Genomic DNA, 23,621 nt, shown 5'->3' with positions numbered 1-23,621 from the left:
CAGCCATTGCGGGTTGTCTGAGACATCAAGCAACATCCCCGTTTTTGCATTTCCCGATAAATCACGCCACCCTGCGCGCCGCCGATGTGCGGTGCGCAACCCTTGGCGTTTCCGTCCACTTCTTAATTAAACACCCGTTCACGAGCCCGCTGTCATGACGTTTGAACGCGATCACCGAATCGACTTTTTTCGAGGCCTGGCGCTGATCTTCATCTTCTGGGATCACGTTCCACACAATCCCCTCGGTCAACTCACCCCGCGTAATTTCGGTTTCAGCGATGCCGCCGAAATCTTCGTGTTTCTGGCTGGTTACGCGGCCGTCCTGGCCTACGGAAAAATCCTTCAGCGCGATGGCTATCTGATTGCCTGCGTGAAAATCCTGCGCCGCGCCTGGGTGCTCTACGTGGTGCATATTTTCCTGCTGGCGATGCTGATGGGCATCGTGTTCTTCGCTAACAGTCACGTGGAAACCCGGGACCTGGTGGAAGAAATGGGCATGCACCATTTCATCACCAACCCTCAGCAAGCTTTGGTGGATGAACTGCTGCTGCGCTTCAAACCAAACCTCATGGACCCGCTGCCGCTGTACATCGTACTGCTGGCCGGATTGCCGCTGGTGTTGCCGATGTTGGTGCGCAAGGCCTGGGCGGTGGTGACGGTGTCGTTGACGGTGTACCTGCTGGCGCCATGGTTCGGCTGGAACCTGGCGGCGATCAAAGACGGTGTGTGGTATTTCAACCCGGTCGTCTGGCAGCTGTTGTTTGTGCTCGGCGGTGCTGCTGCGACTTACAGGCAGCGGCCACGGTTAGCCGAAACTCGTCCGCTGTGGTATCAGCCATTGTTCGTCAGTGCGTTGGTGTATGTGGTCATTACCGGCGTGATTACCGTCTCGTGGAGGTGGCCGAAAATACATGACGCGATGATGCCGGGCTGGCTGAGCAACCTGTTGTACCCGATCAGCAAGACTGACCTGTCACCGGTGCGGCTACTGCACTTCCTGGCGCTGGCGTACGTCACCGCAAAACTGTTGCCGGACACTGGCTGGACGCAAAACTGGCTGGCGCAGCAATGCTGTCGAATGGGGCGTTACTCACTGGAGATTTTCTGCCTCGGCGTGCTGTTGGCACCCTTGGCCGATATGGTCAATGCAATGACCGACGATGCCTTTGCCATGCAGATATTCACCGCGTTGGTGGGGGCCGGGTTGATGGCACTGCTGGGGCTCTGGCTGGATTTCAACAAGCGCTTGATGCACGACCAAAAGCCAAAGTACGTTTCCCCTGTAGGAGCAGCCGGCCGTCGCTCGATTGCTCGCGAAAACGTCAGGGCACCGCGTTAAACCAGAAAGTACGCGTTATCGTTAACGTCCTTCGCGAGCAATCGAGCGACGGCCGGCTGCTCCTACAGGGAAATGCGCACACCTTTGGCAGGATCGCTTCAATCCCGCAAATCCGACTCATGAATCGGCTGATCCCGATGCGTAGCACGCTGATACTGCGCCGGCCAGATCGCCTTACGCCCTCCCAGATCATCATCCGCATGCAACGGCCAGTACGGATCACGCAACAACTCACGGGCGAGAAAAATAATGTCCGCCTGACATGTGCGCAGAATGTGCTCGGCCTGCGCCGGCTCGGTAATCATTCCTACTGTGCCCGTGGCAATACCTGACTCCTTGCGCACACGCTCAGCGAACCGGGTCTGATAACCGGGACCCGTAGGAATCTCCGCGTTGGCCGCCGTTCCGCCCGAGGAGACGTCAATCAGGTCCACGCCCAAATCTTTGAGGCGTCGCGCCAGCTCGACGGTTTCATCAGGGTTCCAGCCGTCCTCGACCCAATCGGTAGCCGATACGCGAACAAACACCGGTAACTCTTCTGGCCACACCGCGCGTACCGCTTCGGTGACTTGCAACACCAGCCGAATCCGGTTTTCGAACGAGCCACCATATTGATCGCGGCGCTGATTGCTCAAGGGCGATAGAAACTGGTGCAACAGATAACCGTGGGCAGCGTGGACTTCGACGACCTTGAAACCGGCGGTCAGTGCCCGTTTCGCCGAGTCGACGAAAGCCTGAATGACCTCGACGATCTCGCCCTCATCGAGCTGTTTCGGTGGTGTGTGCTGCGGGTCGAAGGCAATTGGCGACGGACCGACTGGTGTCCAGCCGCCATCTTCAGGTTTGACGCTGCCGTGCTTGCCAATCCACGGCCGATGGGTGCTGGCCTTGCGCCCGGCATGGGCCAACTGTATGCCGGCGACAGCCCCTTGGGCTGCGATGAAGCGGGTGATGCGTTGCAGGGGCTCGATCTGTTCGTCATTCCACAAACCGAGGTCTTCAGCGGTGATGCGTCCATCGGCAGTGACGGCCGTGGCTTCAGTAAAAATCAAACCGGCCCCGCCAACGGCACGGCTGCCAAGGTGGACCAGGTGCCAGTCATTGGCCAGGCCATCGACGCTGGAATACTGGCACATCGGGGACACCGCGATGCGGTTGAGCAGGGTCAATTGGCGAAGGGTATAGGGTTCAAGCAGCAGACTCATGGGGCACCTCTCGAATCAGTGGGCAGGCTCCAGGGTTCTGTTTGAAAAGTCGACGAGTGACAGGACATAAAGGTGCAGCACCCGCCCCCGCGGGCAAAAAATTCGACAAGACGTCACAAGGCCAATCAAGCAGTGCTTAGAGCCTAGTCGACATCAGGGGATAAAGTAGGGTTCCGAGAGATTCGGTGTGAGGGAAATAGCTTCGCGAGCAAGCTCGCTCCCACAGGGTTCGCGTACCGTGTGGGAGCGGGCTTGCACCGCGAAGGCGTCAACGCGGTTCGATGTGAGCAATCATCAGTTGCACCGTCTCATTCCCGCGAAACTCGTTGAGGTCGAGTTTGTAGGCCAGTTCCACCCATTTGATCGTCGGGTTCGGCCAGATATCACGGTCGATTCCAAAAGCGATGCCGTCCAGTTTCACCGAGCCGCATTCGCTTCTCAGCACCACTTTGAGGTGCCGTTCGCCAACAACTCGTTGCTCGACCAACTGGAACACCCCGTGAAACAACGGCTCCGGGAAGTGTTGCCCCCAAGGGCCGGCATGACGCAGCGCACGGGCCAGTTCGAGGTGAAACTCCTCGACCGCCAATGTCCCGTCCGACAGCAAACGCCCGGTCAGGTCTTCTTCACGCAATTGCCTGCGCACTTCAGCGTCAAAGGCTTCGGCGAACAACGAAAAATTCGCTTCTGGCAAGGTCAAACCGGCCGCCATGGCGTGGCCGCCGTACTTGCTGATCAGGTTTGGATGCTGCGCTGCTACCACGCTCAAGGCGTCGCGAATGTGGAAGCCCTGAACCGAACGGCCCGAGCCCTTGAGCATGCCATCGCCCGCATCGGCAAAGGCAATCGTCGGACGGAAATAGCGCTCTTTCATACGCGAGGCGAGGATGCCAATGACGCCCTGGTGCCATTCGGGATCGAACAGGCACAAGCCAAACGGCATCGACTCAACCGGCAAGTCCTTGAGCTGGGCCAGCGCCTCGCGCTGCATGCCTTGCTCGATGGATTTGCGGTCCTGGTTCATGCCGTCGAGCTGGATGGCCATTTCCCGGGCGAGGCCGGCATCGTCGGTGAGCAGGCATTCGATGCCCAGGCTCATGTCATCCAGCCGCCCTGCCGCGTTCAGGCGCGGACCGACAATGAACCCCAGGTCGGTTGAGGTAATGCGCGTGTGGTCACGCTTGGCGACTTCGAGGATCGCCTTGACCCCCGGCCGCGCGCGTCCGGCGCGAATTCGCTCCAGGCCCTGGTGCACCAGAATCCGGTTGTTGGCGTCGAGCGGCACCACGTCGGCGACGCTGCCCAGCGCCACCAGGTCAAGTAGTTCGCCGATGTTCGGCTGCGACGTGTTCTCGTACCAACCGAGGCTGCGCAAACGCGCGCGCAAGGCCATCAGCACGTAGAAAATCACCCCGACGCCGGCCAACGCCTTGCTCGAAAACCCGCAACCCGGCTGGTTGGGATTGACGATGGCATCGGCCAATGGCAGTTCATCGCCGGGCAAGTGGTGGTCGGTGACCAGCACATTGAGGCCCGCTTTTTTCGCCGCCGCCACGCCTTCGACGCTGGAGATGCCGTTATCCACGGTGATCAACAACTGCGGCGTACGGGTCAGCGCCACTTCGACGATTTCCGGTGTCAGGCCGTAGCCGTACTCGAAACGGTTCGGCACCAGATAGTCGACATGCGCCGCGCCCAACAGGCGCAAGCCCAGCATGCCGACGGCACTGGCCGTCGCGCCGTCAGCGTCGAAATCGCCGACGATCAGAATTCGCTGGCGCTGTTCCAGCGCCGTCACCAACAAGTCCACCGCCGCATCGATGCCTTTGAGCTGCTGGAACGGAATCAGCCGCGCCAGGCTCTTGTCCAGTTCAGCCTCGGACTGCACGCCCCGCGCCGCATACAGGCGGGTCAGCAGTGGTGGCAGATCACCGAGGAATGGCAGGGTGTCGGGCAACAGGCGAGGTTCGATGCGCATGGGGTGACAGGTGCTTCTCTGGAATACGTAGGATAAAACCGGATGATGCGGTAAGAAATCAGCCGCGTTCGCCGCTCAACCACTGCAACTGGACTTCGTGCTGACCACGGTCGTCGGTGACGAAAATCGTCCCTTCGCTGATCATCACGTCCCACTTGATAACGCGCGGCATATCTTTGGCCAGGGTTTCCAGGACTTCCTGAGGAACCGCGGCGATGTGCACGTTTTTCAGGTTCTTGATCGCCGGGATCACTTTGGTTTCCCAAACGCGCAAGCTGCCGTAGGCCAGCAGACTGGTGCGCTCGGTGCGACGCGAGCACCAGGTCAGGCGATCGGCGTCTGGCTGACCGACTTCGATCCAGTGCAGGACGCGGTCGTCCAGGCTCTTTTCCCACAGGGCGGGTTCATCCACATCTGACAGACCACGGCCAAACGACAGCTGCTCGTTGTACCAGAAGGCGTAGGCCAGCAACCGCACGGTCATGCGCTCTTCGGTTTCCGACGGGTGACGGGCGATGGTCTGCTTCACCGTCTCGTAAACGCTACGGTCGAGGTCGGTGAGGTTCAGTTCAAACTTGTAGGTCGTGGACGGCTGGGCCATGAACGGGCTTCTTGATACGTGGAAAGGCGGCAAGTCTAACCGATGCGGCAGGCAATCAACGAATTCGCGACCATCAACCTTGAGCGACTGACTGCGGGCTGTGCTAAAACGGTCTATCAGCCAAGCCTTTGTCCTACAGGATCCAGCATGCCGTTCACCGCCAAACCACTCTCAGGTCTGAAAGTCATTGAATTGGGCACCTTGATAGCCGGGCCATTTGCCTCGCGCATCTGTGGCGAATTCGGTGCTGAAGTGATCAAGATCGAATCCCCGGACGGCGGCGACCCGTTACGCAAATGGCGCAAAATGTATGAAGGCACTTCGTTGTGGTGGTTCGTTCAGGCGCGCAACAAGAAGTCCCTGACCCTGAACCTGAAACACCCGGACGGCCTGGCGATCCTGAAAAAACTACTCGGTGAAGCGGACATCCTGATCGAGAATTTTCGCCCCGGCGTGTTGGAAAAGCTCGGTCTGGGCTGGGAAGTCTTGCACGCACTGAACCCGAAACTGGTGATGGTGCGACTCTCCGGGTTCGGTCAAACCGGCCCGATGAAAGATCAACCAGGCTTTGGCGCTGTCGGTGAATCAATGGGCGGCCTGCGCTACATCACCGGCTTCGAGGATCGACCACCGGTGCGCACCGGGATTTCCATCGGCGACTCGATTGCCGCGCTCTGGGGCGTGATCGGTGCGCTGATGGCCTTGCGTCATCGCGAAGTCAACGGTGGTCTGGGTCAAGTGGTGGATGTGGCGCTGTACGAAGCGATCTTCGCCATGATGGAAAGCATGGTCCCGGAGTTCGACGTGTTCGGCTTTATTCGCGAACGTACCGGCAACATCATGCCGGGCATAACGCCCTCTTCGATCCACACCAGCGCTGATGGCAAACATGTGCAGATCGGCGCCAACGGCGATGCGATTTTCAAACGGTTCATGCTGATCATCGGCCGTGAAGACCTGGCCAACGACCCGGCTCTGGCCAGTAACGACGGGCGTGACAGCCGTCGCGACGAGATTTATGGGGTGATTGATCGCTGGGTCAATTCGCTGCCGCTGGACGCCATCATCGAGCAGTTGAATGAGGCGGACGTTCCCGCCAGCCGGATCTTCAGTGCCGAAGACATGTTCAATGATCCGCAGTACCTGGCGCGGGAAATGTTCCTGCAAGCAAAGCTGCCGGACGGCAAAGATTTCAAGATGCCGGGAATCGTGCCGAAACTCTCAGAGACACCCGGCAGTTCGGAATGGGTCGGGCCGCAGTTGGGCGAGCACAATACGCAGGTACTCAACGAACTTGGCTATGACAAGGAACAGATCGCAAAGCTGCGTGAAGACGGGGCCATCTAAGCTGAAGGGCCTGCTTTCAACAGCACTCAACCACTCCCGTGTCTGGCGGGCAGCGGCGGCTTTCGCGCTATTGGCAGGGCCGGCATCGACCATCTGGGCACAACCGAAGGAAACTCTAATCTGGCTGCTGCGAGATCTACCACCCACGATGATCTTCGAGGGGCCGAAAAAAGGTCAGGGGATCATCGATCAAATTTTGCCTCAACTGATCGCCGGTATGCCGCAATACCACCACACGCTGATGCGTGTGAACCGGGCACGTGCCCTGCAAATGCTCCACGAAGAATCTTTGACGTGCGACCCCTCCTTGCTCAGGACCAAGGAGCGCGAACAGTGGATTTCGTTTTCTGTTCCAGCGTTCCGCGCTGTCAGCAATGGCCTCGTCGTCCGCCAGGAGGATCGACCGGTACTGGAACCTTTTCTGATTGAAGGAGAAGTCGATCTGGCGGCGCTGCTGAAAAGCGGCACGAATAAAGTCGGTGTGGTTGCCGAGCGCAGTTACGGTGAAGTGGTCGACGCCCTTCTGCGGCGGGCACCGGAAGGCGCCCTGACGCCTCATTACGGCAACGATGCCCTTGGCAGCTTGCTGCAGATGCAGCGCCTGGGCCGGTTGCAGGTGGTCTTGGGTTACTGGCCAGAGATCCGCTATCAGGCCAGTCAAAAACTTATCGCTGCCGACCAACTGGAGTTTTATCCGGTGAAGGGCACCGGCAAGTACCTGTCCGGGCACATCGGTTGTTCGAATACGCCTCAAGGACGGCAGGCGACCGACGAGATCAACCAGTTGCTGCGCAACCTGTCCCGCGACCACCTGGATTCACTTTATGCAGACTGGCTGGACCCGGCACGCCGCAGCGATTACCTGAAGGAAACCAAGGCATTTTTTGAGCATCAGTCTGGGCAATGACAAATCGCTGGCAAAAAGAAACCCCGAGAAGTGGGGAGACGACTCGGGGTTAAACGTGGTCTACATAAAGACCAGTAACAGCACGACTACAAACACCGGAGCACAATGTTTGATCCTGCTGTTACATGCTCTGACTGACCTTCACCCAGGAAGGTTCCCACACAATCCAATTCAATTACGGCCGGCCCAGGACCTTGTCCTGTGCTGCATTGCGCAACGCCGCGATAACGCAGGGTTCCAGGCGTCCTTCTGCAATCATCAGATCGCGATGCAAGCCGTCGACCACATCCGTGAGCAGACGTTTGTCGGTCAATTGAGCCTGATTGAATTCCCGTTCGACCACGATAGCGCCAGTCGCGCTTTTCAATGTCACCAGGCATTCGCCATGGGTGCCCGACGGGGTCAACGTCACCTGGTACGGGCTCAGAGCCTCACCGAGCAATAGACTGATACTTTCCATCTCGATCACCACTCAATAGTCCGAAAACAAAGTGCCTAGGGCAGGTCTACTTTAGATGACCATCCGCCCGAGAAGAAAGTTCTGGGTTTGTGTCGCAGACGCGTCGGCGTCTCTGGTTGATACAGCATGCATGGCGCAGATGACAGGTTTGTGTATGGGCTTATGCGGCAGTGGGAATTTGGATTGGAGATGGGATTGGGATTGGGATTGGGTGAATATCCATTACTTTGGTAACGGCTGCTAATGGTTCCGCCCTTACGGCGGGTTACTTGGAAAAGCGCCAAGTAACCAAGCGCCTGCGCCCCTTTGGTTACTTTGGGGCTTTTCCAAAGTGACCCGCCGTAAGGGCGGAACCAATAGCCGTCGTTACCGCAGAAACGGAAATGTAAACCAAACTACCCGATCACAGCGGCTTGCCACGATTCCCATGCTGACTGACAAACGCTTGCACAGCCTTGAGGTCATTCGGCAACACGGTGCAACGCTCATCCCGCTCAAACAGATCAGCCAGGTGCACAGGCAACTCCAGCGCTTTGCCAACGCCAGCCTTCTCTACCGCGTCCGGGAATTTAACCGGATGGGCAGTCCCGAGAATCACCATCGGAATATCCAGACTGCGACGGCATTCACGTGCTGCCTTCACGCCAATGGCCGTGTGCGGATCCAGCACCTCGCCGGTCTGCTCGTAGACTTCAGCAATGGTTTCGCAGGTTTGCGCATCATCCACAGCCAACGAATCGAACAGCTTGCGCGCTTCGGTCCAACGCTCCTGTTCAACGCTGAAACCACCGCCCTGCTTGAACGAATCCATCAAACCGGCAATCGCCGCCCCATTGCGACCGTGCAGATCGAACAACAGACGCTCGAAGTTCGACGACACCATGATGTCCATCGACGGCGACAACGTAGCGTGCAGGGTTTCCTTGACGTATTGGTTGCCGCTCATGAAGCGGTGCAGGATGTCGTTGCGGTTGGTGGCGACGATCAACTGGTTGATCGGCAAGCCCATGTTGCGCGCCAGGTAACCGGCGAAGATATCGCCGAAGTTGCCGGTCGGCACCGAGAACGACACCGAGCGCGCCGGGCCGCCCAGCTGCAGGGCCGCGTGGAAGTAGTAAACGATCTGGGCCATGATCCGCGCCCAGTTGATCGAGTTCACCGCCACTAGGCGCGTGCCCTTGAGGAAGCTTTGGTCGGCGAAGCTGGCCTTGACCATTTCCTGGCAGTCATCGAAGTTGCCTTCGATGGCGATGTTGTGGATGTTCTCGCCGAAAATGGTGGTCATCTGCCGACGCTGCACTTCTGACACACGGTTGTGCGGGTGCAGGATGAAGATGTCGACGTTTTCGCAATGCTTGCAGCCTTCGATGGCGGCCGAACCAGTGTCGCCGGAAGTAGCGCCGACGATCACTACGCGCTCACCGCGCTTTTCCAGCACGTAGTCGAGCAGCCGACCAAGCAGTTGCAGGGCAAAGTCCTTGAACGCCAGGGTCGGGCCGTGAAACAGCTCCAGCACCCATTCGTTGCCGTTCAACTGACGCAGCGGTGCGACGGCGTTGTGCGAAAACACGCCGTAAGTCTCTTCCAGAATCTTTTTGAAATCGGCGTCAGGAATGCTGCCGGTGACGAACGGGCGCATCACCCGGAAAGCCAGCTCGTGATACGGCAGGCCGGCCCAGGAAGCGATTTCTTCCTGAGTGAAACGTGGCAGGTTTTCCGGGACGTACAAACCGCCGTCGGTGGCGAGACCGGCCAGCAGGACATCTTCGAAGTTCAGGGCCGGTGCCTGGCCGCGGGTACTGATATAACGCATGACTGGCTCCAATAGACAGTGTTCACATACCCGGGCCCGCACGCAGGCCCGGTGAACGATGACGGCTTAGTTCAGGTGCTCGACGCGGATTCGTACGACCGGACCGACCACGCCTGTCAGGGCTTCGAGGGCGGCGATCGCGTCGTTCATGTGCTGTTCCAGCACACGGTGAGTCAGCAGGATCATTGGCACCAGGCCGTCATGCTCTTCGACTTCTTTCTGCATGATCGATTCGATGTTGATGCCGCGCTCCGACAGGATGCTCGCGACCTGAGCCAGCACGCCCGGATGGTCCTTGGCCTGAATGCGCAAGTAGTAAGCGCTTTCGCAGGCTTCGATCGGAAGGATCGGATGCGCCGACAGCGAATCCGGCTGGAAGGCCAGGTGCGGCACGCGGTTTTCCGGGTCGGAGGTCATGGCGCGAACCACGTCCACCAGGTCGGCGATCACCGACGAAGCGGTCGGCTCCATGCCGGCGCCAGCACCGTAGAACAAGGTCGAACCGGCAGCGTCACCGTTGACCATCACCGCGTTCATCACGCCGTTGACGTTGGCGATCAGACGATCGGCCGGGATCAGCGTCGGGTGTACGCGCAGTTCGATGCCGGCCGCCGTGCTGCGAGCGACACCGAGGTGCTTGATGCGATAGCCCAGCGCTTCGGCGTAGTTCACGTCAGCGGTGGTCAGCTTGGTGATGCCTTCGGTGTAAGCCTTGTCGAATTGCAGCGGGATGCCGAACGCGATGGACGCCAGGATCGTCAGCTTGTGGGCTGCGTCGATGCCTTCAACGTCGAAGGTCGGATCGGCTTCGGCGTAACCCAGTGCTTGCGCCTCGGCGAGTACGTCTTCGAAGGTGCGACCCTTCTCGCGCATTTCGGTGAGGATGAAGTTACCGGTGCCGTTGATGATGCCGGCGACCCAGTTGATACGATTGGCCGACAGGCCTTCACGAATCGCCTTGATGACCGGAATGCCGCCGGCCACGGCCGCTTCGAACGCAACGATCACGCCCTTCTCGCGAGCCTTGGCGAAAATTTCATTACCGTGAACGGCAATCAGTGCCTTGTTCGCGGTGACGACATGCTTGCCATTCTCGATGGCCTTGAGTACCAGCTCGCGGGCAACGGTGTAGCCGCCCATCAGCTCTATTACGATGTCGATCTCAGGGTTCGTGGCCACTTCGAAGACATCGTTGGTAATCGCAATACCGGTCGTATGGAACTGAGGCTTTGGCGTGCGCATGGCAATTTGTGCCACTTCGATTCCACGCCCGGCACGACGAGCAATTTCCTCGGCGTTGCGCTGAAGTACGTTGAAGGTACCGCCACCGACGGTCCCTAACCCACAGATGCCTACTTTGACCGGTTTCACTGTGAACTCCCCATGAAACGGCCGACTCAAGGCCGGCCGTGAAAACAACCGCATGCTCGCGGCTCTCTATTAGTGGCCCGGTAAATGTTGCCACCGGACCATGATCGTCAAAGGCTGGCCGTGACGATGCGAATTTACTTCGCGCCCAGCGCCAGTTTGGCGACTTGCGGCGCAGGCTGGTAGCCCGGAATGACCTGACCGTCAGCCAAAACGATGGCCGGTGTGCCGTTCACGCCGATCGACTGACCGAGGGCGAACTGTTTGGAAACCGGGTTATCGCATTTGGCGGCCTTGATTTCCTTGCCGTCGACCATTTTGTCCATGGCCGCTTTCTTGTCTTTCGAGCACCAGACCGCTTGCAGCTGTTCGTCACCCGGCGAACCCAGGCCCTGGCGCGGGAACGCAACGTAACGCACTTCGATGCCGCGCTTGTTCAGCTCAGGCACTTCGGCGTGCAGTTTGTGGCAGTACGGGCAGGTGGTGTCGGTGAACACGGTGATGTGCGATTTGGTTTCGCCGATGGCCGGGTACACCACGGTTTCCGCGACCGGAATTTCGTTGACCAGTTTGGAAATGCCAAGGCGTTCGGTCTTCTCGGTCAGGTTGACCGGTTTGCCGTCCTTGAGCTGGAACATGTAGCCCTGAACCACGTACTGGCCGTCGGCGCTCGCATAAAGCACACGGCTGCCCTTGAGTTTGACTTCGTACAGGCCAGGCAATGGGCTGGCGGAAATGCTTTCTACCGGCACTTCGAGCTGGAGGTTTTCCAGGCTTTTACGAATGGCTTTGTCGGCCGCGTCATCGGCGACGGCAAAGGTGCTGACCAACGCAATGGCTGCGGCGGCGAAAATCTGGGTCAGACGCATGAGAACTCCTGAAGGCGGACAAATGGGACGATCAGAACGCCAGTGCCGAAACACCGGGTCATAACCGCCCATCGTGCAAACCGGCAAAGCCTACCACATAAGGGCTGTGTGGCCGAATGCGGGTGATACAAGGGTTGTGCGATCGTTTTTCTGTAGGAGCGAGCTTGCTCGCGATGGTCGCCAACGATAACGCGTGCTGCCTGAATGAACGTGTTATCCAGACGTTTTTCGCGAGCAAGCTCGCTCCTACAGGAACTGGTCAGCCTCTAGGGTGATGTTTGGCGTGCAAGTCCTGCAAACGTGCGCGGGCGACGTGAGTATAGATCTGGGTGGTCGACAGGTCGCTGTGGCCGAGGAGCATTTGCACCACCCGCAAGTCGGCACCGTGGTTGAGCAGGTGCGTAGCGAAGGCGTGGCGCAAGGTGTGCGGCGACAGCGATTTGCCGATCCCCGCGACTTTGGCCTGATGCTTGATGCGATGCCAGAACGTCTGGCGAGTCATCTGCTCGCCGCGTTGACTGGGAAACAGCACATCGCTGGGACGCCCGCCGAGCAGTTCGCCCCGCGCGTCGCGCATGTAACGCTCGACCCAGACAATCGCTTCCTCGCCCATTGGCACCAGCCGCTCCTTGCTGCCCTTGCCCATCACCCGCAGCACGCCCTGGCGCAGGTTGACCTGCTCCAGGGTCAGGCTGATCAGCTCCGTCACCCGCAGGCCGCAGGCGTAAAGCACTTCGAGCATGGCGCGGTCACGCTGGCCGATGGCTTCGCTCAAGTCGGGCGCTTTCAGCAGCGCTTCCACATCGGCTTCTGACAAGGATTTCGGTAACGGCCTACCGAGCTGAGGCATATCGACTCGTAACGTCGGATCGACCGCGATCAATTTTTCCCGCAGCAGATAGCGATAAAAGCCGCGCACGCCGGAGAGAAATCTTGCAGTGGAACGGGGCTTGTAGTTCTGCTCCAGACGCCAGGCCAGGTGATCGAGGATCAAATCACGCCCGGCGTTGATCAACTCCAGCCCCTTTTCCTGCAGCCACCCGTTGAACAAGGCCAGGTCGCTGCGGTAGGCATCGCGGGTGTTATCGGAAAGACCTTTCTCCAGCCACAGCGCGTCGAGAAACTGGTCTATCAAAGGATGATCGATGGCGGGCATAAAAACTCAGGCAAGACCGACAGTACGGCCAAGGAAGATAAATCGCAGGCAACAAAAAAGCAGCCCGTAGGCTGCTTTTTTCTGCATCGGAAGCTGGACTTAAGCCAGTTTTTCCTTGATGCGAGCTGCTTTACCGGACAGGTCACGCAGGTAGTACAGCTTGGCTTTACGTACGTCACCGCGACGTTTAACGGCCATGCTGTCGATTTGCGGGCTGTAGGTCTGGAAAGTACGCTCTACGCCAACACCGTTGGAGATTTTACGAACGGTGAAAGCACTGTTGACGCCGCGGTTACGCTTGGCGATAACAACACCTTCGAACGCTTGCAGACGCGAACGGTCGCCTTCCTTCACTTTCACCTGAACGACAATGGTGTCGCCCGGGGCAAAGGTAGGGATTTCTTTGGTCATCTGCTCTGCTTCGAGTGCAAGGATGATTTTGTTAGTCATGCTGTGCTCCTAAGGTAAATCGTCGGATTTACCATCGATACGTTGTTAACTATCGTCCCGCTCGCGGATGTATTCCTCGAGCAGCTTCTTCTCTTCTCCAGAAAGCGAGCGGCTTTCCAGAAGATCGGCGCGTCGTTCAAAGGTCCTACCAAGGGACTGCTGTAAACGCCAACGCCGGATATGCGCGTGATTGCCACTTAGCAACACGTCGGGAACACGCTGATCCGCATACACCTCCGGTCGGGTGTAGTGCGGGCAATCCAGCAAACCATCCGTAAAGGAATCTTCCTCGGCGGAGTCCGCATGCCCTAAAGCTCCAGGCAGCAGTCGTGTAACCGCATCGATCAGGACCATCGCCGGCAGCTCGCCGCCAGACAGTACATAGTCGCCAATCGACCACTCTTCATCGACATGAGCATCAATAAAACGCTCGTCAATGCCTTCATAACGGCCGGCAATCAGGATCAATGCATCCAGATTCGCCAACTCGCGTACCGCCGACTGAGTCAGTTGACGGCCTTGGGGGGACAGGTAAATCACCTTCGCCGCCTCCCCGGCTGCTGCCTTGGCCTGAACCAGAGCATCTTCCAGGGGCTTGATCTTCATCACCATGCCCGGACCACCGCCAAATGGGCGATCATCCACAGTGTGATGCCGATCCGTCGTGTAGTCTCGCGGGTTCCAACAGGTGAGCTGCAAGAGCCCCTGTTTCACCGCCCGACTGGTGATGCCGTACTCGCTGATGGCGGAGAACATCTCGGGAAACAAACTGATCACTTCTACGCGCAAGTTAGCCACGCTTAGAAGTCCGCGTCCCAATCCACCTTCATCTCGCCTGCCGCAAGGTCAACGGCCAACACGCATTGTTCCGTATAGGGCAACAGGCGTTCGCGATCATCCAGGCTGCCAGCGCAAGGCTTGACCACCATCACATCATTGGCGCCGGTTTCCAGAAGATGATCGATTTTCCCGAGCAATTGCCCAAGTTGATCAATAACCTTCAGACCTTCCAGTTGGTACCAGTAGTACTCGCCGTCGGTCAGTTCAGGGAACAGGTTGCGTGGCACGCAGATCTCATAACCAGCCAGAAGACGCGCTTCTTCACGATCATCAAGACCCTTGAGCTTTGCGACCAGGAACTTGTCGTTCCCACGTCCGCTGACCAGCTCGACCTGTTTCACATTACCTTCGCGCTTGAGCGTCCAGGTTTTGTACTGCAACAGGTTTTCAGTTGGATCAGTAAAGGAATACACCTTCACTTCGCCGCGAACGCCATGAACAGAATAAATTTTGCCGATAACGATCAAATCATCAGCAACAGCTGGCGTCGCGTTCATATTGCTCAGGCCGCAGCCTTAGCAGCGTCCTTCAACAACTGAGCAACACGCTCAGAAGGTTGTGCACCAACGCTCAGCCAGTAGGCTACGCGCTCTTGGTTCACGGACAGACGGACTTCTTGACCACGAGCAACAGGGTTGAAGAAACCAACCTGTTCCTTGTGCGAACCGTCGCGCGGGTTGCGGCTGTCGGTTACGGTCAAGTGGTAAAACGGGCGCTTTTTGGAGCCGCCAAGGGCAAGACGGATTGTTAGCATGTGAACATCGTTCCTGTAGTCGGTGCTGCAAATCTAAAGGCACAGCGGGCATAGGTGCCCGAAAGGCCGCATATTCTAAGGAATATCCGGACTTTTGCAAATGACTTTTTCCGGCGGCCTATCGGACGCCATCCAGATTTGCTATAGAGCCGTCGTTGAAAACGGCCAGTCAGCTCCCGCCAAGTGCGGGTTTGCTGGGGATCCCACATTGCTGTGGGCGACGCAGGAGCAAGCCCCTGCGCAGATTCTTTACATTTTCGGCATGCCGCCGCCGGGCAACATACCGCCCATGCCGCGCATCATTTTGGCCATTCCGCCTTTCGCGGAGAATTTCTTCATCATCTTCTGCATCTGCTTGTGCTGCTTGATCAAGCGACCGATGTCCTGCACCTGGGTACCGGAACCCATAGCGATCCGGCGTTTGCGCGAACCGCTGATAAGCTCAGGGTCGCGGCGCTCGGCCGGCGTCATGGAATTGATGATGGCTTCCATCTGCTTGAACTGTTTCTCGGCTGCGCCCTGGGCGTTGCCCATCTGCGCCAGATTCACACCGCCGATGTTCGGCAGCTTGTCCATCAGGCCGCCCAGGCCGCCCATGTTCTTCATCTGTTGCAACTGATCGCGGAAGTCTTCAAGGTCGAAGCCCTTGCCCTTCTTCAATTTTTTAGCAAGCTTGTCGGCTTTGTCCTTGTCGAGGGTCGCTTCGGCCTGTTCGATCAGGCTGAGCACGTCGCCCATGCCGAGGATGCGCGACGCGATACGCTCAGGGTGGAACGGTTCGAGCGCTTCGCTCTTCTCGCCCATACCGATAAACTTGATCGGCTTGCCGGTGATGGCGCGCACCGACAGCGCGGCACCGCCACGGGCATCGCCGTCGACCTTGGTCAGGATCACACCGGTCAACGGCAGTGCATCGCCGAAGGCCTTGGCCGTGTTGGCGGCGTCCTGACCGGTCATGGCGTCAACCACGAACAGCGTTTCGACCGGGTTGATCGCGGCGTGCAGCGCCTTGATCTCGCCCATCATCTCTTCATCGATGTGCAGACGACCGGCGGTATCGACGATGACCACGTCGATGAATTTCAGCTTGGCTTCTTTAATAGCCGCTTGCGCGATCTCGACCGGCTTCTGGCTCAGGTCGGACGGGAAGAAGGTCACACCAACTTCACCCGCGAGCATTTCCAGCTGCTTGATCGCCGCCGGACGGTAGACGTCCGCGGAAACGACCATGACCGACTTCTTCTTGCGCTCTTTAAGGAAGCGCGCAAGTTTGCCGGCGGTGGTGGTTTTACCCGCGCCCTGCAAACCGGCCATCAATACGACGGCTGGTGGAACGGCGCTCAGGTTCAGGTCTTCGTTGGCCGCGCCCATCAGGCTTTCAAGTTCGGCCTGGACGATCTTCACGAAGGCCTGGCCCGGCGTCAGGCTGCGCGACACCTCGGTGCCGACGGCGCGTTCCTTGACCGAATTGACGAAGTCCTTCACCACCGGCAAGGCGACGTCGGCTTCGAGCAACGCCATGCGCACTTCGCGCAGGGTGTCTTTGATGTTGTCCTCGGTCAGCTTGGCCTTGCCGGTGACATGGCGCAGCGTCTGCGAGAGACGGTCGGTTAAGTTTTCAAACATTGCGCGATCCTTTCAGGCCCTGTGTAGACCGGGATAATGGCGGCCCAGACCGGAATCAACATGTGCTCGGCGAGCCTGCGGCGTGGGCAGGTCGCGGATTATAGCGAAGACTGCGACTGGCGGACACCTCGCACTTTCGTGCGATGTGGGTTCTATGCCAAACTCAGCGCCTTTCGGGCTTGCCTAACAGGATTTATGCTCCCCTTGTCACCCAGTTTGCTGACCACTCTCGCCGCCGCCTGCTTATATGCCGCTGCGACAATCTATCAGGGCACTCGCCTGGCCACTGGCGCCAAGGCGAACAAACGCCTGCTCGTCACGCTCGGCGTATTGGCCGTGCTGGCTCACAGCGCCAGCCTGTTTACCCATCTGCTGACGCCAATCGGCCTGGGCCTGGACTTCTTCAGCGCCGCCAGCCTGATTGCCGCGGCGGTCATCGCCCTGACGCTGCTGGCCTGCTCACGGATTCCGGTGGAAAACCTGCTGATATTGCTGTTCCCGCTGGGTGCCGCCACCGTGCTGCTGGCGCAGTTTGCCCCGGCCGGTACGGTGCAGATCATCGATGAAGCGCCGGGCATCCTCGCGCACATCCTGCTGTCGATCCTCGCGTATGGCATGTTCACCATCGCGGTGTTCCAGGCCCTGCTGTTGCTGGTTCAGGACCATCAACTCAAGCACAAGCACCCGTCCGGGCTGATCAAGAACTTCCCGCCACTGCAAACCATGGAAAGCCTGCTGTTCGGTTTCCTCTGGGCGGGCTGGACGTTGTTGTCACTGTCACTGATCTCTGGCTGGCTGTTCGTCGAAAACCTGTTCGCCCAGCACCTGGTGCACAAAACCCTGCTGGCGTGCCTGGCCTGGATCGTCTTCAGCGTGCTGCTCTGGGGTCGTAACCGCCTCGGCTGGCGCGGACACAAGGCCATTCGCTGGACCCTCGCCGGTTTCTGCCTGCTGATGCTGGCGTATTTCGGCAGCAAGCTGGTCCGTGAATACATCCTGCACATCTGACGGGCGGCATAAATGGACGACTTGCCCATAGGGCCGATGCTCGCAGTGGTGGCCTTGCTGATTTTATGGTCGGGGCTGTTTACTGCCATCGAGGCTGCGCAACAGCATTTGCTGGCACAGCGCACGGCCACACGCGCCAGCGACAAGCCGGTGGCGAAGCTGAGTTTTCCGCTCGACAGCCTGATTTTCTGTAACACCCTGTGCCGCGCGCTCGTGGCAGTCATCAGCACCTTGCTGGCGATTTTCACGTGGTCCGAAAATGGCCCATGGGTGGCCTGCATCGGCGCTGGCGCGATATTACTGGTATTCGCCGACTACCTGCCGCGCACCCTCGCCGCCCGCTACCCGGACGCGATTTTGGCCCTGGGCAACATCTTGCTTGGCGCACCACTGAAAATCATCTACCCGGCCGCCTGGCTGCTTAACGGCATCAGCCAGTTGCTGATGCGCCCGTTTGCCCGCAAGGCCAACGTGGTGCAGCAGAGCGAAGACGAAACGACGAATGAGCGGCCCGACGACCTTGAACACCCTGTCTGTCGTCCGCACCCTGTGTCGGGCATCCACGCGCTGGACAACATCACGGTCAACGACATTCTGGTGCCGCGCAGTGATGTCGACGGGATCAACCTGGACGACTCGATCGAAGAAATCCTCGAGCAGCTTCGTACCAATCGGCGCACGCGCCTGCCGGTTTTCCACAGTGACATCAATCAGGTCGAAGCGGTGCTCAACACCCGACAGATCCGCCACCTGCTGCCCGACGGGCACCTGACTCGCGAAGCGCTGCTGGCTGCCTGTCACGATCCGTACTTCGTGCCGGAAAGCACCCCGCTGCAACTGCAACTGCTGAACTTCCACAAGCAGCAGCGACGACTGGGCATGGTGGTCGACGAGTACGGCGAAGTGCTCGGCATCGTCACCCTGGAAGACATTCTCGAAGAAATCGTCGGCGAATTCGAAAGCCAGCACAGCCTGGACAACCCGCACATCCATCCGCAGGCCGATGGACGACTGGTAATCGATGGGGCGGCATCGATACGCGACCTGAACAAAAGCCTCGGCTGGCACTTGCCCAGCGATGGCCCGAAAACCCTCAGCGGACTGGTGACCGAGGCACTGGAGACAATTCCGGACAGCGCGGTGTGCCTGAAGATCGGGCGTTATCGGCTGGAGATTCTGGAGACGGAAGACAATCGTGTCAGCCGTGTGTTGATCTGGCATACCAGCACTGTTCCAGCCATTATCTAAAGCCGGACAAATTCCCCTGTGGCGAGGGGATTTATCCCGGTTGCGTTGCGAAGCAGCGCCAAAATCTCTGCAACCGGGTTGCCTGGAAAACCTCACTTGAAGTCATGGGGCGTGCCTCGCTGCCCAACGGGGATAAAGCTTCGCGGGCAAGCCTCACTCCTACAGGAGATCACACTGGATCTGTAGGAGCGAGGCTTGCCCGCGAAGGGCGCGCCTCGTTTACAACTCGACTACAACAGCCTGAGCAGCACGGGTCGCCTTGGCACGAGCAGCTTCGATCGACTCATCCCGCGCCAGCGCCACACCCATCCGCCGCTGACCATTCACCTCCGGCTTGCCGAACAGGCGCAACGCCGTATCCGGCTCGCTCAACGCAGCCCCCAGGTTAGCAAATGCAGTCTGAGTCGATTGCCCTTCCACCAGAATCACCGCCGATGCCGAAGGCCCGAACTGACGGATCAATGGAATCGGCAGGCCCAGAATAGCCCGCGCGTGCAGCGCGAATTGCGACAGGTCCTGAGAAATCAGGGTCACCAGACCGGTGTCATGCGGGCGCGGCGAGACTTCGCTGAACCACACCTGATCGCCCTTGATGAACAACTCGACACCAAACAGACCACGACCGCCCAAGGCTTCAGTGACCGCTTTGGCCACGCGCTCGGATTCCGCCAGGGCAACCGGGCTCATGGCTTGCGGCTGCCAGGATTCCTGATAGTCGCCCTTCTCCTGACGGTGACCGACCGGCGCACAGAACGTGGTGCCGCCGACGTGACGCACGGTCAGCAGGGTGATCTCGTAGTCGAAGTCGATAAAGCCTTCGATGATGACCCGACCTTTACCGGCGCGGCCGCCTTCCTGGGCGTAATCCCACGCGGTTTTAACATCGTCTGCGCTGCGCAGCAGGCTCTGGCCTTTGCCCGACGAACTCATCACGGGTTTGACCACACAGGGGAAACCCAGGTCCTGAACGGCCTTGCTGTAATCCTCGAACGTGTCGGCGAAGTGGTACGGCGAGGTCGGCAGGTCCAGCTCTTCAGCGGCCAGGCGACGGATGCCTTCACGGTTCATGGTCAACTGCGCGGCGCGCGCGGTCGGGATCACGGTGAAGCCTTCAGCTTCCAGTTCGACCAGGGTCGCCGTGGCGATGGCTTCGATTTCCGGCACGATGAAATGCGGCTTCTCGGCTTCGATCACTGCACGCAGGGCGGCGCCGTCGAGCATGTTGATCACGTGGCTGCGATGGGCGACTTGCATCGCCGGCGCGTTGGCATAGCGATCCACGGCAATCACTTCAACGCCCAGGCGTTGCAACTCGATCACCACTTCCTTGCCCAACTCGCCACAGCCACACATCAATACGCGGGTCGCGGTTGGCGACAATGGAGTTCCGATACGGGTCATCTCAGGTCCTCGAAGGAGCGGATCATCTAGGGGCGCAGCGCCATGCGCGCTTCCCATGGGGAGAAAGCGCGGCATTTTACATGAACCCGAGGGTTTGGCTGTAGGAGCGATCAACTGTTGGATTTGTTGCCGATCATCCAGAGCAACCCGCTCGATTTCGCCCGCTCGTGGCACAACCCCAACACCAGACGGCGCTCTGCGTTGTCCATCCGGCTCCAGCGCGTGATCTCTTCCACCGTGCGCTGACACCCGGTGCAAATGTCATCGTCGTCCAGCGCACAGATATTCACGCAGGGCGAGCGTACCGGGCGTTCGGGCGTGCTCATTCTTCCTGCTCTGCCAGATCGCGTGCATAACGCTGGGCGTTATGCACATAGTGCGCGGCGCTGGCCTCGAGCATTTTTTTCTGCGGCTCGGTCAGCTCACGAACAACCTTGCCGGGCGAACCCATGACCAGCGAACCGTCCGGAATTTCCTTGCCTTCACCGATCAGCGAGTTGGCGCCGATGATGCAGTTCTTGCCAATCTTCGCGCCGTTGAGGATCACCGCGTTAATGCCGATCAGGCTGTAATCGCCGACGGTGCAGCCGTGAAGCATGGCGTTGTGGCCGATGGTCACGCCGGTGCCGATGGTCAGCGGGTAGCCCATGTCGGTGTGCATCACGGTGCCGTCCTGGACATTGCTGTTCCTGCCGATCAGGATCAATTCATTGTCGCCACGCAGCACCGCGTTGAACCAGACGTTGGCGCCCTCTTCCAGTTTGACCTTGCCCACCAGCACGGCGTTGGGGGCGACCCAACTCTGCGGATGAGTGTCGACGCGGGCGTCGCCCAGGCGGTATTTCATCGTGTTGTCCTCAGGCTCAGGCAGCCGCAATCTCACGCCATCGAGCGATGGCTTCAGGTATTGATAAAACTCTTGGGAGGCTGATGCAGGCTGATCTTGGCGTCATAGAGGAGGTTGATCAACTCGACGATCATGATCGCCGTCAGGCCCCAGATCTTGTATTCGCCATACCGATAACTCGGCACGTACCAACTGCGCCCCTGATAATCGATGCGATGGGTATGTTCGCGCGGGTCCTTGCGGAAGAACTCCAGGGGCACGCTGAACACGGCTGCGATCTCGGCATCGTTGGCCCGGTACTCGACGAAATCCGGAATCACACCGACATAAGGCGTGACCTTGATGCCGTGCAAGGAAATCAGCGGGCTCAGCGGGCCGATGACTTCGACCAGCCCGGGCGGCAGGCCGATTTCTTCTTCGGCCTCACGCAGCGCGGTGAAAATCAGGTCCGGGTCGTCAGGATCCCGTCGTCCGCCAGGGAAGGCGACTTCACCGCCATGGGTCGAGAGCCCACTGGCGCGCAGGGTCAGAACCAGTTCCGGTTCATCACTGCGAGTGATGGGCACCAGTACCGCAGCCTCAGGGAAACGCTTGTCGGTTTCCAGTGTGCGTGGAGTGTGGTTGCTTACTCGATGCAGTAGCTCGTCCAGCATGAGTCTTCTCGATTTGTTCTCTACTTTGCATCATGCACCAATCACATCGACCACCCAACCCCCGAACTGCCACGTGTCGCTAAACGACAACTTGCCGACAGACACCGCCGCACGCCAAGATAGGCGCAGCATTCAGGAACCCAAGCATGAAATTTTGCAGCCAGTGCGGCAACCCGGTGAACCAACGCATTCCGGAAGGCGATTCCCGTCTGCGTTTTGTCTGTGACAGCTGTCACGCGATTCACTACCAGAACCCCAATATCGTCGCCGGCTGCGTGGCGACCTGGGGCTCGAAAGTGTTGCTATGCCGACGTGCCATCGAGCCACGGCTCGGCTACTGGACCCTGCCCGCCGGCTTCATGGAGAACGGCGAAACCATCGAGCAAGCGGCCATTCGTGAAACGGCTGAAGAAGCCTGTGCGCGGGTGCGCAACCTGAGCATCTATACGTTGATCGACGTGCCGCACATCAGTCAGGTGCATGTGTTCTTTCGCGCGGAGCTGGTGGACCTGGATTTTTCCGCAGGCCCCGAGAGCCTGGAAGTGGCTCTTTTCGACGAAGCCGACATCCCGTGGTCCGACCTGGCTTTCCGCACGGTGGGCCGTACCTTAGAATGCTTCTTCGCTGACCGGCGGACCGAGGTCTACCCCGTGCGGTCCGAGTCGATCCCGCCGCTTGCTCAGCCTGCCATTACTTAAAAAAACTTCTATAAATAAAATAGCCGCGACACCTTTTAGGGATATCGTTTCAATGCGCTGGTTGCTTGCCGTGTTTTGCTTGTCGTTCGTTGCCCTGTCACAGGCTTCCGTTGCGGAAACCCTGGATGGCAAAGTCATCGAAAAAATCCTGGTTCTAAAATCGACCCACCAACTGCAATTGATCACCGACGGCAAGCCGCTCAAGACCTATCGCATTTCCCTGGGTAAACGCCCCAAGGGGCCGAAACTGATGGAAGGCGACAAACGCACGCCGGAAGGCTTCTACTGGATCGACTGGCGCAAGACCAGCGATCGTTTCAATCTGTCGATGCATATCTCCTACCCGAACATCACCGATTCCGCTCGCGCACGCCGCGAAGGCGTCGCGCCCGGCGGCATGATCATGATCCACGGTACGCCGGACACTGAAGAGACCCCTGAAGACCTGTTCCACACCCTGGACTGGACCGACGGCTGCATCGCCATGCGCAATAGGGACATGCGTGAAATCTGGAACCTGGTGCCGGACGGCACGATGATCGAAATCCGACCGTAGCCCGCAAAGGTTGAAACGTTGGCGTCGGATAGTCCGCCTTCGCGAGCAAGCCCGCTCCCACATTTGATCCGTGTACGACACAGAACCAGTGTGGGAGCGGGCTTGCTCGCGAAGAGGCCCGCCCAGGCAATAAAAAACCCGCTGACGAAATCAGCGGGTTTTTTCATTTCAGCAGCCTGGAAAGATCAAAAATCCTCCAGCCGCCACACCTCATAAGCCGGCGTCTCATAGGGATGGCTGAGTTTCAACGCGGCCACCACGGCCACGATCAACTCATCCGCCACCACCAGCTCAACCTTCCATTCCTCGACCTGTTCGACCTGCCCCGCTTCGCCAATGAACGGCTGACTGCCGTCCAGTGGGCGAAACTGGCCCTGGCCCAACACCTGCCATGAACAGTGATCATAAGCGCCGATCCGCCCGCCACCGGCAGCGAATACGGCGCTTTTGACCATTTCGACATGGCTGTCGGGAACAAAAAATCCGAGCTTGTACAC

General features: G+C 58.9%; 25 protein-coding genes. 7 read left to right on the top strand and 18 right to left on the bottom strand.

Annotated features, from left to right (window positions below):
• Positions 1 to 154: 154 nt before the first annotated feature.
• Complete coding sequence (locus ACYZT9_RS06205; protein WP_462009011.1) at positions 155 to 1,339, top strand: OpgC family protein; 1,185 nt, start codon at positions 155 to 157, stop codon at positions 1,337 to 1,339.
• Positions 1,340 to 1,437: 98 nt separating this feature from the next.
• On the opposite strand, the gene ACYZT9_RS06200 is transcribed toward ACYZT9_RS06205, so the two are convergent.
• The 3 genes from ACYZT9_RS06200 to ACYZT9_RS06190 all read right to left on the bottom strand — a co-directional run bounded on the left by ACYZT9_RS06200 (position 1,438) and on the right by ACYZT9_RS06190 (position 5,123).
• Positions 1,438 to 2,544, bottom strand: a complete 1,107-nt coding sequence (locus ACYZT9_RS06200) for an NADH:flavin oxidoreductase/NADH oxidase (RefSeq protein WP_462009010.1) — start codon at positions 2,542 to 2,544, stop codon at positions 1,438 to 1,440.
• A gap of 268 nt (positions 2,545 to 2,812) precedes the next feature.
• On the bottom strand, positions 2,813 to 4,522 hold the full coding sequence (gene recJ / locus ACYZT9_RS06195) for a single-stranded-DNA-specific exonuclease RecJ (protein ID WP_462009009.1): 1,710 nt from the start codon (positions 4,520 to 4,522) through the stop codon (positions 2,813 to 2,815).
• Between the two features lie 58 nt (positions 4,523 to 4,580).
• A complete protein-coding gene (locus tag ACYZT9_RS06190; protein WP_007944886.1) occupies positions 4,581 to 5,123 on the bottom strand; it encodes a YaeQ family protein in 543 nt (180 codons plus the stop codon).
• Positions 5,124 to 5,270: 147 nt separating this feature from the next.
• Between ACYZT9_RS06190 and ACYZT9_RS06185 the strand changes: the two genes are divergently transcribed.
• On the top strand, positions 5,271 to 6,470 hold the full coding sequence (locus tag ACYZT9_RS06185; RefSeq protein WP_462009008.1) for a CaiB/BaiF CoA transferase family protein: 1,200 nt from the start codon (positions 5,271 to 5,273) through the stop codon (positions 6,468 to 6,470).
• A complete protein-coding gene (locus tag ACYZT9_RS06180; protein ID WP_462009007.1) occupies positions 6,451 to 7,377 on the top strand; it encodes a TIGR02285 family protein in 927 nt (308 codons plus the stop codon). Before ACYZT9_RS06185 ends, ACYZT9_RS06180 begins: the two co-directional genes overlap by 20 nt.
• A gap of 175 nt (positions 7,378 to 7,552) precedes the next feature.
• Here the strand turns inward: ACYZT9_RS06180 and ACYZT9_RS06175 are convergent, their stop codons facing one another.
• From ACYZT9_RS06175 to ffh, 10 genes are all read right to left on the bottom strand, one after another.
• Positions 7,553 to 7,837, bottom strand: coding sequence for a DUF3509 domain-containing protein (locus ACYZT9_RS06175; protein WP_462009006.1), 285 nt, complete (start codon positions 7,835 to 7,837; stop codon positions 7,553 to 7,555).
• A gap of 403 nt (positions 7,838 to 8,240) precedes the next feature.
• Positions 8,241 to 9,650, bottom strand: a complete 1,410-nt coding sequence (gene thrC, locus ACYZT9_RS06170) for a threonine synthase (RefSeq protein ID WP_462009005.1) — start codon at positions 9,648 to 9,650, stop codon at positions 8,241 to 8,243.
• A 66-nt stretch (positions 9,651 to 9,716) separates the two neighbouring features.
• A complete protein-coding gene (locus ACYZT9_RS06165) occupies positions 9,717 to 11,021 on the bottom strand; it encodes a homoserine dehydrogenase (protein WP_462010163.1) in 1,305 nt (434 codons plus the stop codon).
• 134 nt (positions 11,022 to 11,155) lie between these two features.
• The gene (dsbC, locus tag ACYZT9_RS06160) at positions 11,156 to 11,887 is read right to left on the bottom strand and encodes a bifunctional protein-disulfide isomerase/oxidoreductase DsbC (protein WP_462009004.1); all 732 of its coding nucleotides are present in this window, start codon (positions 11,885 to 11,887) and stop codon (positions 11,156 to 11,158) included.
• Between the two features lie 259 nt (positions 11,888 to 12,146).
• Positions 12,147 to 13,043 carry a site-specific tyrosine recombinase XerD gene (gene xerD / locus ACYZT9_RS06155; RefSeq protein WP_214380867.1) on the bottom strand — a complete coding sequence of 299 codons (897 nt, stop codon included), beginning with the start codon at positions 13,041 to 13,043 and terminating at the stop codon, positions 12,147 to 12,149.
• A gap of 99 nt (positions 13,044 to 13,142) precedes the next feature.
• Positions 13,143 to 13,493: a 50S ribosomal protein L19 gene (gene rplS, locus ACYZT9_RS06150; RefSeq protein ID WP_003175895.1), complete on the bottom strand. Its 351-nt coding sequence runs from the start codon at positions 13,491 to 13,493 to the stop codon at positions 13,143 to 13,145.
• A 45-nt stretch (positions 13,494 to 13,538) separates the two neighbouring features.
• Positions 13,539 to 14,291, bottom strand: coding sequence for a tRNA (guanosine(37)-N1)-methyltransferase TrmD (gene trmD, locus ACYZT9_RS06145; protein ID WP_007897583.1), 753 nt, complete (start codon positions 14,289 to 14,291; stop codon positions 13,539 to 13,541).
• A 2-nt stretch (positions 14,292 to 14,293) separates the two neighbouring features.
• The gene (rimM, locus tag ACYZT9_RS06140) at positions 14,294 to 14,830 is read right to left on the bottom strand and encodes a ribosome maturation factor RimM (protein WP_007944873.1); all 537 of its coding nucleotides are present in this window, start codon (positions 14,828 to 14,830) and stop codon (positions 14,294 to 14,296) included.
• Between the two features lie 5 nt (positions 14,831 to 14,835).
• Entirely contained in the window at positions 14,836 to 15,087 is a 252-nt protein-coding gene (rpsP, locus tag ACYZT9_RS06135) for a 30S ribosomal protein S16 (protein WP_007944872.1), read from the bottom strand.
• Positions 15,088 to 15,336: 249 nt separating this feature from the next.
• Positions 15,337 to 16,713 carry a signal recognition particle protein gene (ffh, locus tag ACYZT9_RS06130; protein WP_017340267.1) on the bottom strand — a complete coding sequence of 459 codons (1,377 nt, stop codon included), beginning with the start codon at positions 16,711 to 16,713 and terminating at the stop codon, positions 15,337 to 15,339.
• A 195-nt stretch (positions 16,714 to 16,908) separates the two neighbouring features.
• Here ffh and ACYZT9_RS06125 point away from each other — a divergent pair, with 195 nt between their 5' ends.
• Both ACYZT9_RS06125 and ACYZT9_RS06120 read left to right on the top strand, forming a co-directional pair.
• A complete protein-coding gene (locus ACYZT9_RS06125; RefSeq protein WP_462009003.1) occupies positions 16,909 to 17,721 on the top strand; it encodes a cytochrome C assembly family protein in 813 nt (270 codons plus the stop codon).
• Between the two features lie 12 nt (positions 17,722 to 17,733).
• Positions 17,734 to 18,969, top strand: a complete 1,236-nt coding sequence (locus tag ACYZT9_RS06120) for a transporter associated domain-containing protein (RefSeq protein WP_462009002.1) — start codon at positions 17,734 to 17,736, stop codon at positions 18,967 to 18,969.
• Between the two features lie 219 nt (positions 18,970 to 19,188).
• Here ACYZT9_RS06120 and purT read toward each other — a convergent pair whose 3' ends face one another.
• From purT to ACYZT9_RS06100, 4 genes are all read right to left on the bottom strand, one after another.
• Entirely contained in the window at positions 19,189 to 20,370 is a 1,182-nt protein-coding gene (purT, locus tag ACYZT9_RS06115; protein WP_462009001.1) for a formate-dependent phosphoribosylglycinamide formyltransferase, read from the bottom strand.
• A gap of 110 nt (positions 20,371 to 20,480) precedes the next feature.
• On the bottom strand, positions 20,481 to 20,696 hold the full coding sequence (locus tag ACYZT9_RS06110) for a DUF1289 domain-containing protein (RefSeq protein WP_462009000.1): 216 nt from the start codon (positions 20,694 to 20,696) through the stop codon (positions 20,481 to 20,483).
• On the bottom strand, positions 20,693 to 21,217 hold the full coding sequence (locus ACYZT9_RS06105; RefSeq protein ID WP_462008999.1) for a gamma carbonic anhydrase family protein: 525 nt from the start codon (positions 21,215 to 21,217) through the stop codon (positions 20,693 to 20,695). Before ACYZT9_RS06105 ends, ACYZT9_RS06110 begins: the two co-directional genes overlap by 4 nt.
• Before the next feature lie 53 nt (positions 21,218 to 21,270).
• Entirely contained in the window at positions 21,271 to 21,870 is a 600-nt protein-coding gene (locus tag ACYZT9_RS06100; RefSeq protein WP_462008998.1) for a CoA pyrophosphatase, read from the bottom strand.
• A 146-nt stretch (positions 21,871 to 22,016) separates the two neighbouring features.
• On the opposite strand from ACYZT9_RS06100, the gene ACYZT9_RS06095 reads away from it, so the two are divergent.
• Positions 22,017 to 22,568 carry an NUDIX hydrolase gene (locus ACYZT9_RS06095; RefSeq protein WP_462008997.1) on the top strand — a complete coding sequence of 184 codons (552 nt, stop codon included), beginning with the start codon at positions 22,017 to 22,019 and terminating at the stop codon, positions 22,566 to 22,568.
• Positions 22,569 to 22,620: 52 nt separating this feature from the next.
• Positions 22,621 to 23,124, top strand: coding sequence for a L,D-transpeptidase family protein (locus tag ACYZT9_RS06090; RefSeq protein ID WP_462008996.1), 504 nt, complete (start codon positions 22,621 to 22,623; stop codon positions 23,122 to 23,124).
• A 185-nt stretch (positions 23,125 to 23,309) separates the two neighbouring features.
• Here the strand turns inward: ACYZT9_RS06090 and ACYZT9_RS06085 are convergent, their stop codons facing one another.
• Positions 23,310 to 23,621, bottom strand: a complete 312-nt coding sequence (locus ACYZT9_RS06085) for an NGG1p interacting factor NIF3 (RefSeq protein WP_462008995.1) — start codon at positions 23,619 to 23,621, stop codon at positions 23,310 to 23,312.

Source organism: Pseudomonas sp. ZT5P21 (assembly GCF_054897785.1).
This window is presented reverse-complemented; position numbering and strand designations above follow the sequence as displayed.

Coding starts and splice junctions, on each gene's coding strand:
- ACYZT9_RS06205 (WP_462009011.1), top strand. CDS start 155: ATGACGTTTGAACGCGATCACCGAATCGACTTTTTTCGAGGCCTGGCG.
- ACYZT9_RS06200 (WP_462009010.1), bottom strand. CDS start 2,544: ATGAGTCTGCTGCTTGAACCCTATACCCTTCGCCAATTGACCCTGCTC.
- recJ (WP_462009009.1), bottom strand. CDS start 4,522: ATGCGCATCGAACCTCGCCTGTTGCCCGACACCCTGCCATTCCTCGGT.
- ACYZT9_RS06190 (WP_007944886.1), bottom strand. CDS start 5,123: ATGGCCCAGCCGTCCACGACCTACAAGTTTGAACTGAACCTCACCGAC.
- ACYZT9_RS06185 (WP_462009008.1), top strand. CDS start 5,271: ATGCCGTTCACCGCCAAACCACTCTCAGGTCTGAAAGTCATTGAATTG.
- ACYZT9_RS06175 (WP_462009006.1), bottom strand. CDS start 7,837: ATGGAAAGTATCAGTCTATTGCTCGGTGAGGCTCTGAGCCCGTACCAG.
- thrC (WP_462009005.1), bottom strand. CDS start 9,650: ATGCGTTATATCAGTACCCGCGGCCAGGCACCGGCCCTGAACTTCGAA.
- dsbC (WP_462009004.1), bottom strand. CDS start 11,887: ATGCGTCTGACCCAGATTTTCGCCGCCGCAGCCATTGCGTTGGTCAGC.
- xerD (WP_214380867.1), bottom strand. CDS start 13,043: ATGCCCGCCATCGATCATCCTTTGATAGACCAGTTTCTCGACGCGCTG.
- rplS (WP_003175895.1), bottom strand. CDS start 13,493: ATGACTAACAAAATCATCCTTGCACTCGAAGCAGAGCAGATGACCAAA.
- rimM (WP_007944873.1), bottom strand. CDS start 14,830: ATGAACGCGACGCCAGCTGTTGCTGATGATTTGATCGTTATCGGCAAA.
- rpsP (WP_007944872.1), bottom strand. CDS start 15,087: ATGCTAACAATCCGTCTTGCCCTTGGCGGCTCCAAAAAGCGCCCGTTT.
- ffh (WP_017340267.1), bottom strand. CDS start 16,713: ATGTTTGAAAACTTAACCGACCGTCTCTCGCAGACGCTGCGCCATGTC.
- ACYZT9_RS06125 (WP_462009003.1), top strand. CDS start 16,909: ATGCTCCCCTTGTCACCCAGTTTGCTGACCACTCTCGCCGCCGCCTGC.
- ACYZT9_RS06120 (WP_462009002.1), top strand. CDS start 17,734: ATGGACGACTTGCCCATAGGGCCGATGCTCGCAGTGGTGGCCTTGCTG.
- purT (WP_462009001.1), bottom strand. CDS start 20,370: ATGACCCGTATCGGAACTCCATTGTCGCCAACCGCGACCCGCGTATTG.
- ACYZT9_RS06110 (WP_462009000.1), bottom strand. CDS start 20,696: ATGAGCACGCCCGAACGCCCGGTACGCTCGCCCTGCGTGAATATCTGT.
- ACYZT9_RS06105 (WP_462008999.1), bottom strand. CDS start 21,217: ATGAAATACCGCCTGGGCGACGCCCGCGTCGACACTCATCCGCAGAGT.
- ACYZT9_RS06100 (WP_462008998.1), bottom strand. CDS start 21,870: ATGCTGGACGAGCTACTGCATCGAGTAAGCAACCACACTCCACGCACA.
- ACYZT9_RS06095 (WP_462008997.1), top strand. CDS start 22,017: ATGAAATTTTGCAGCCAGTGCGGCAACCCGGTGAACCAACGCATTCCG.
- ACYZT9_RS06090 (WP_462008996.1), top strand. CDS start 22,621: ATGCGCTGGTTGCTTGCCGTGTTTTGCTTGTCGTTCGTTGCCCTGTCA.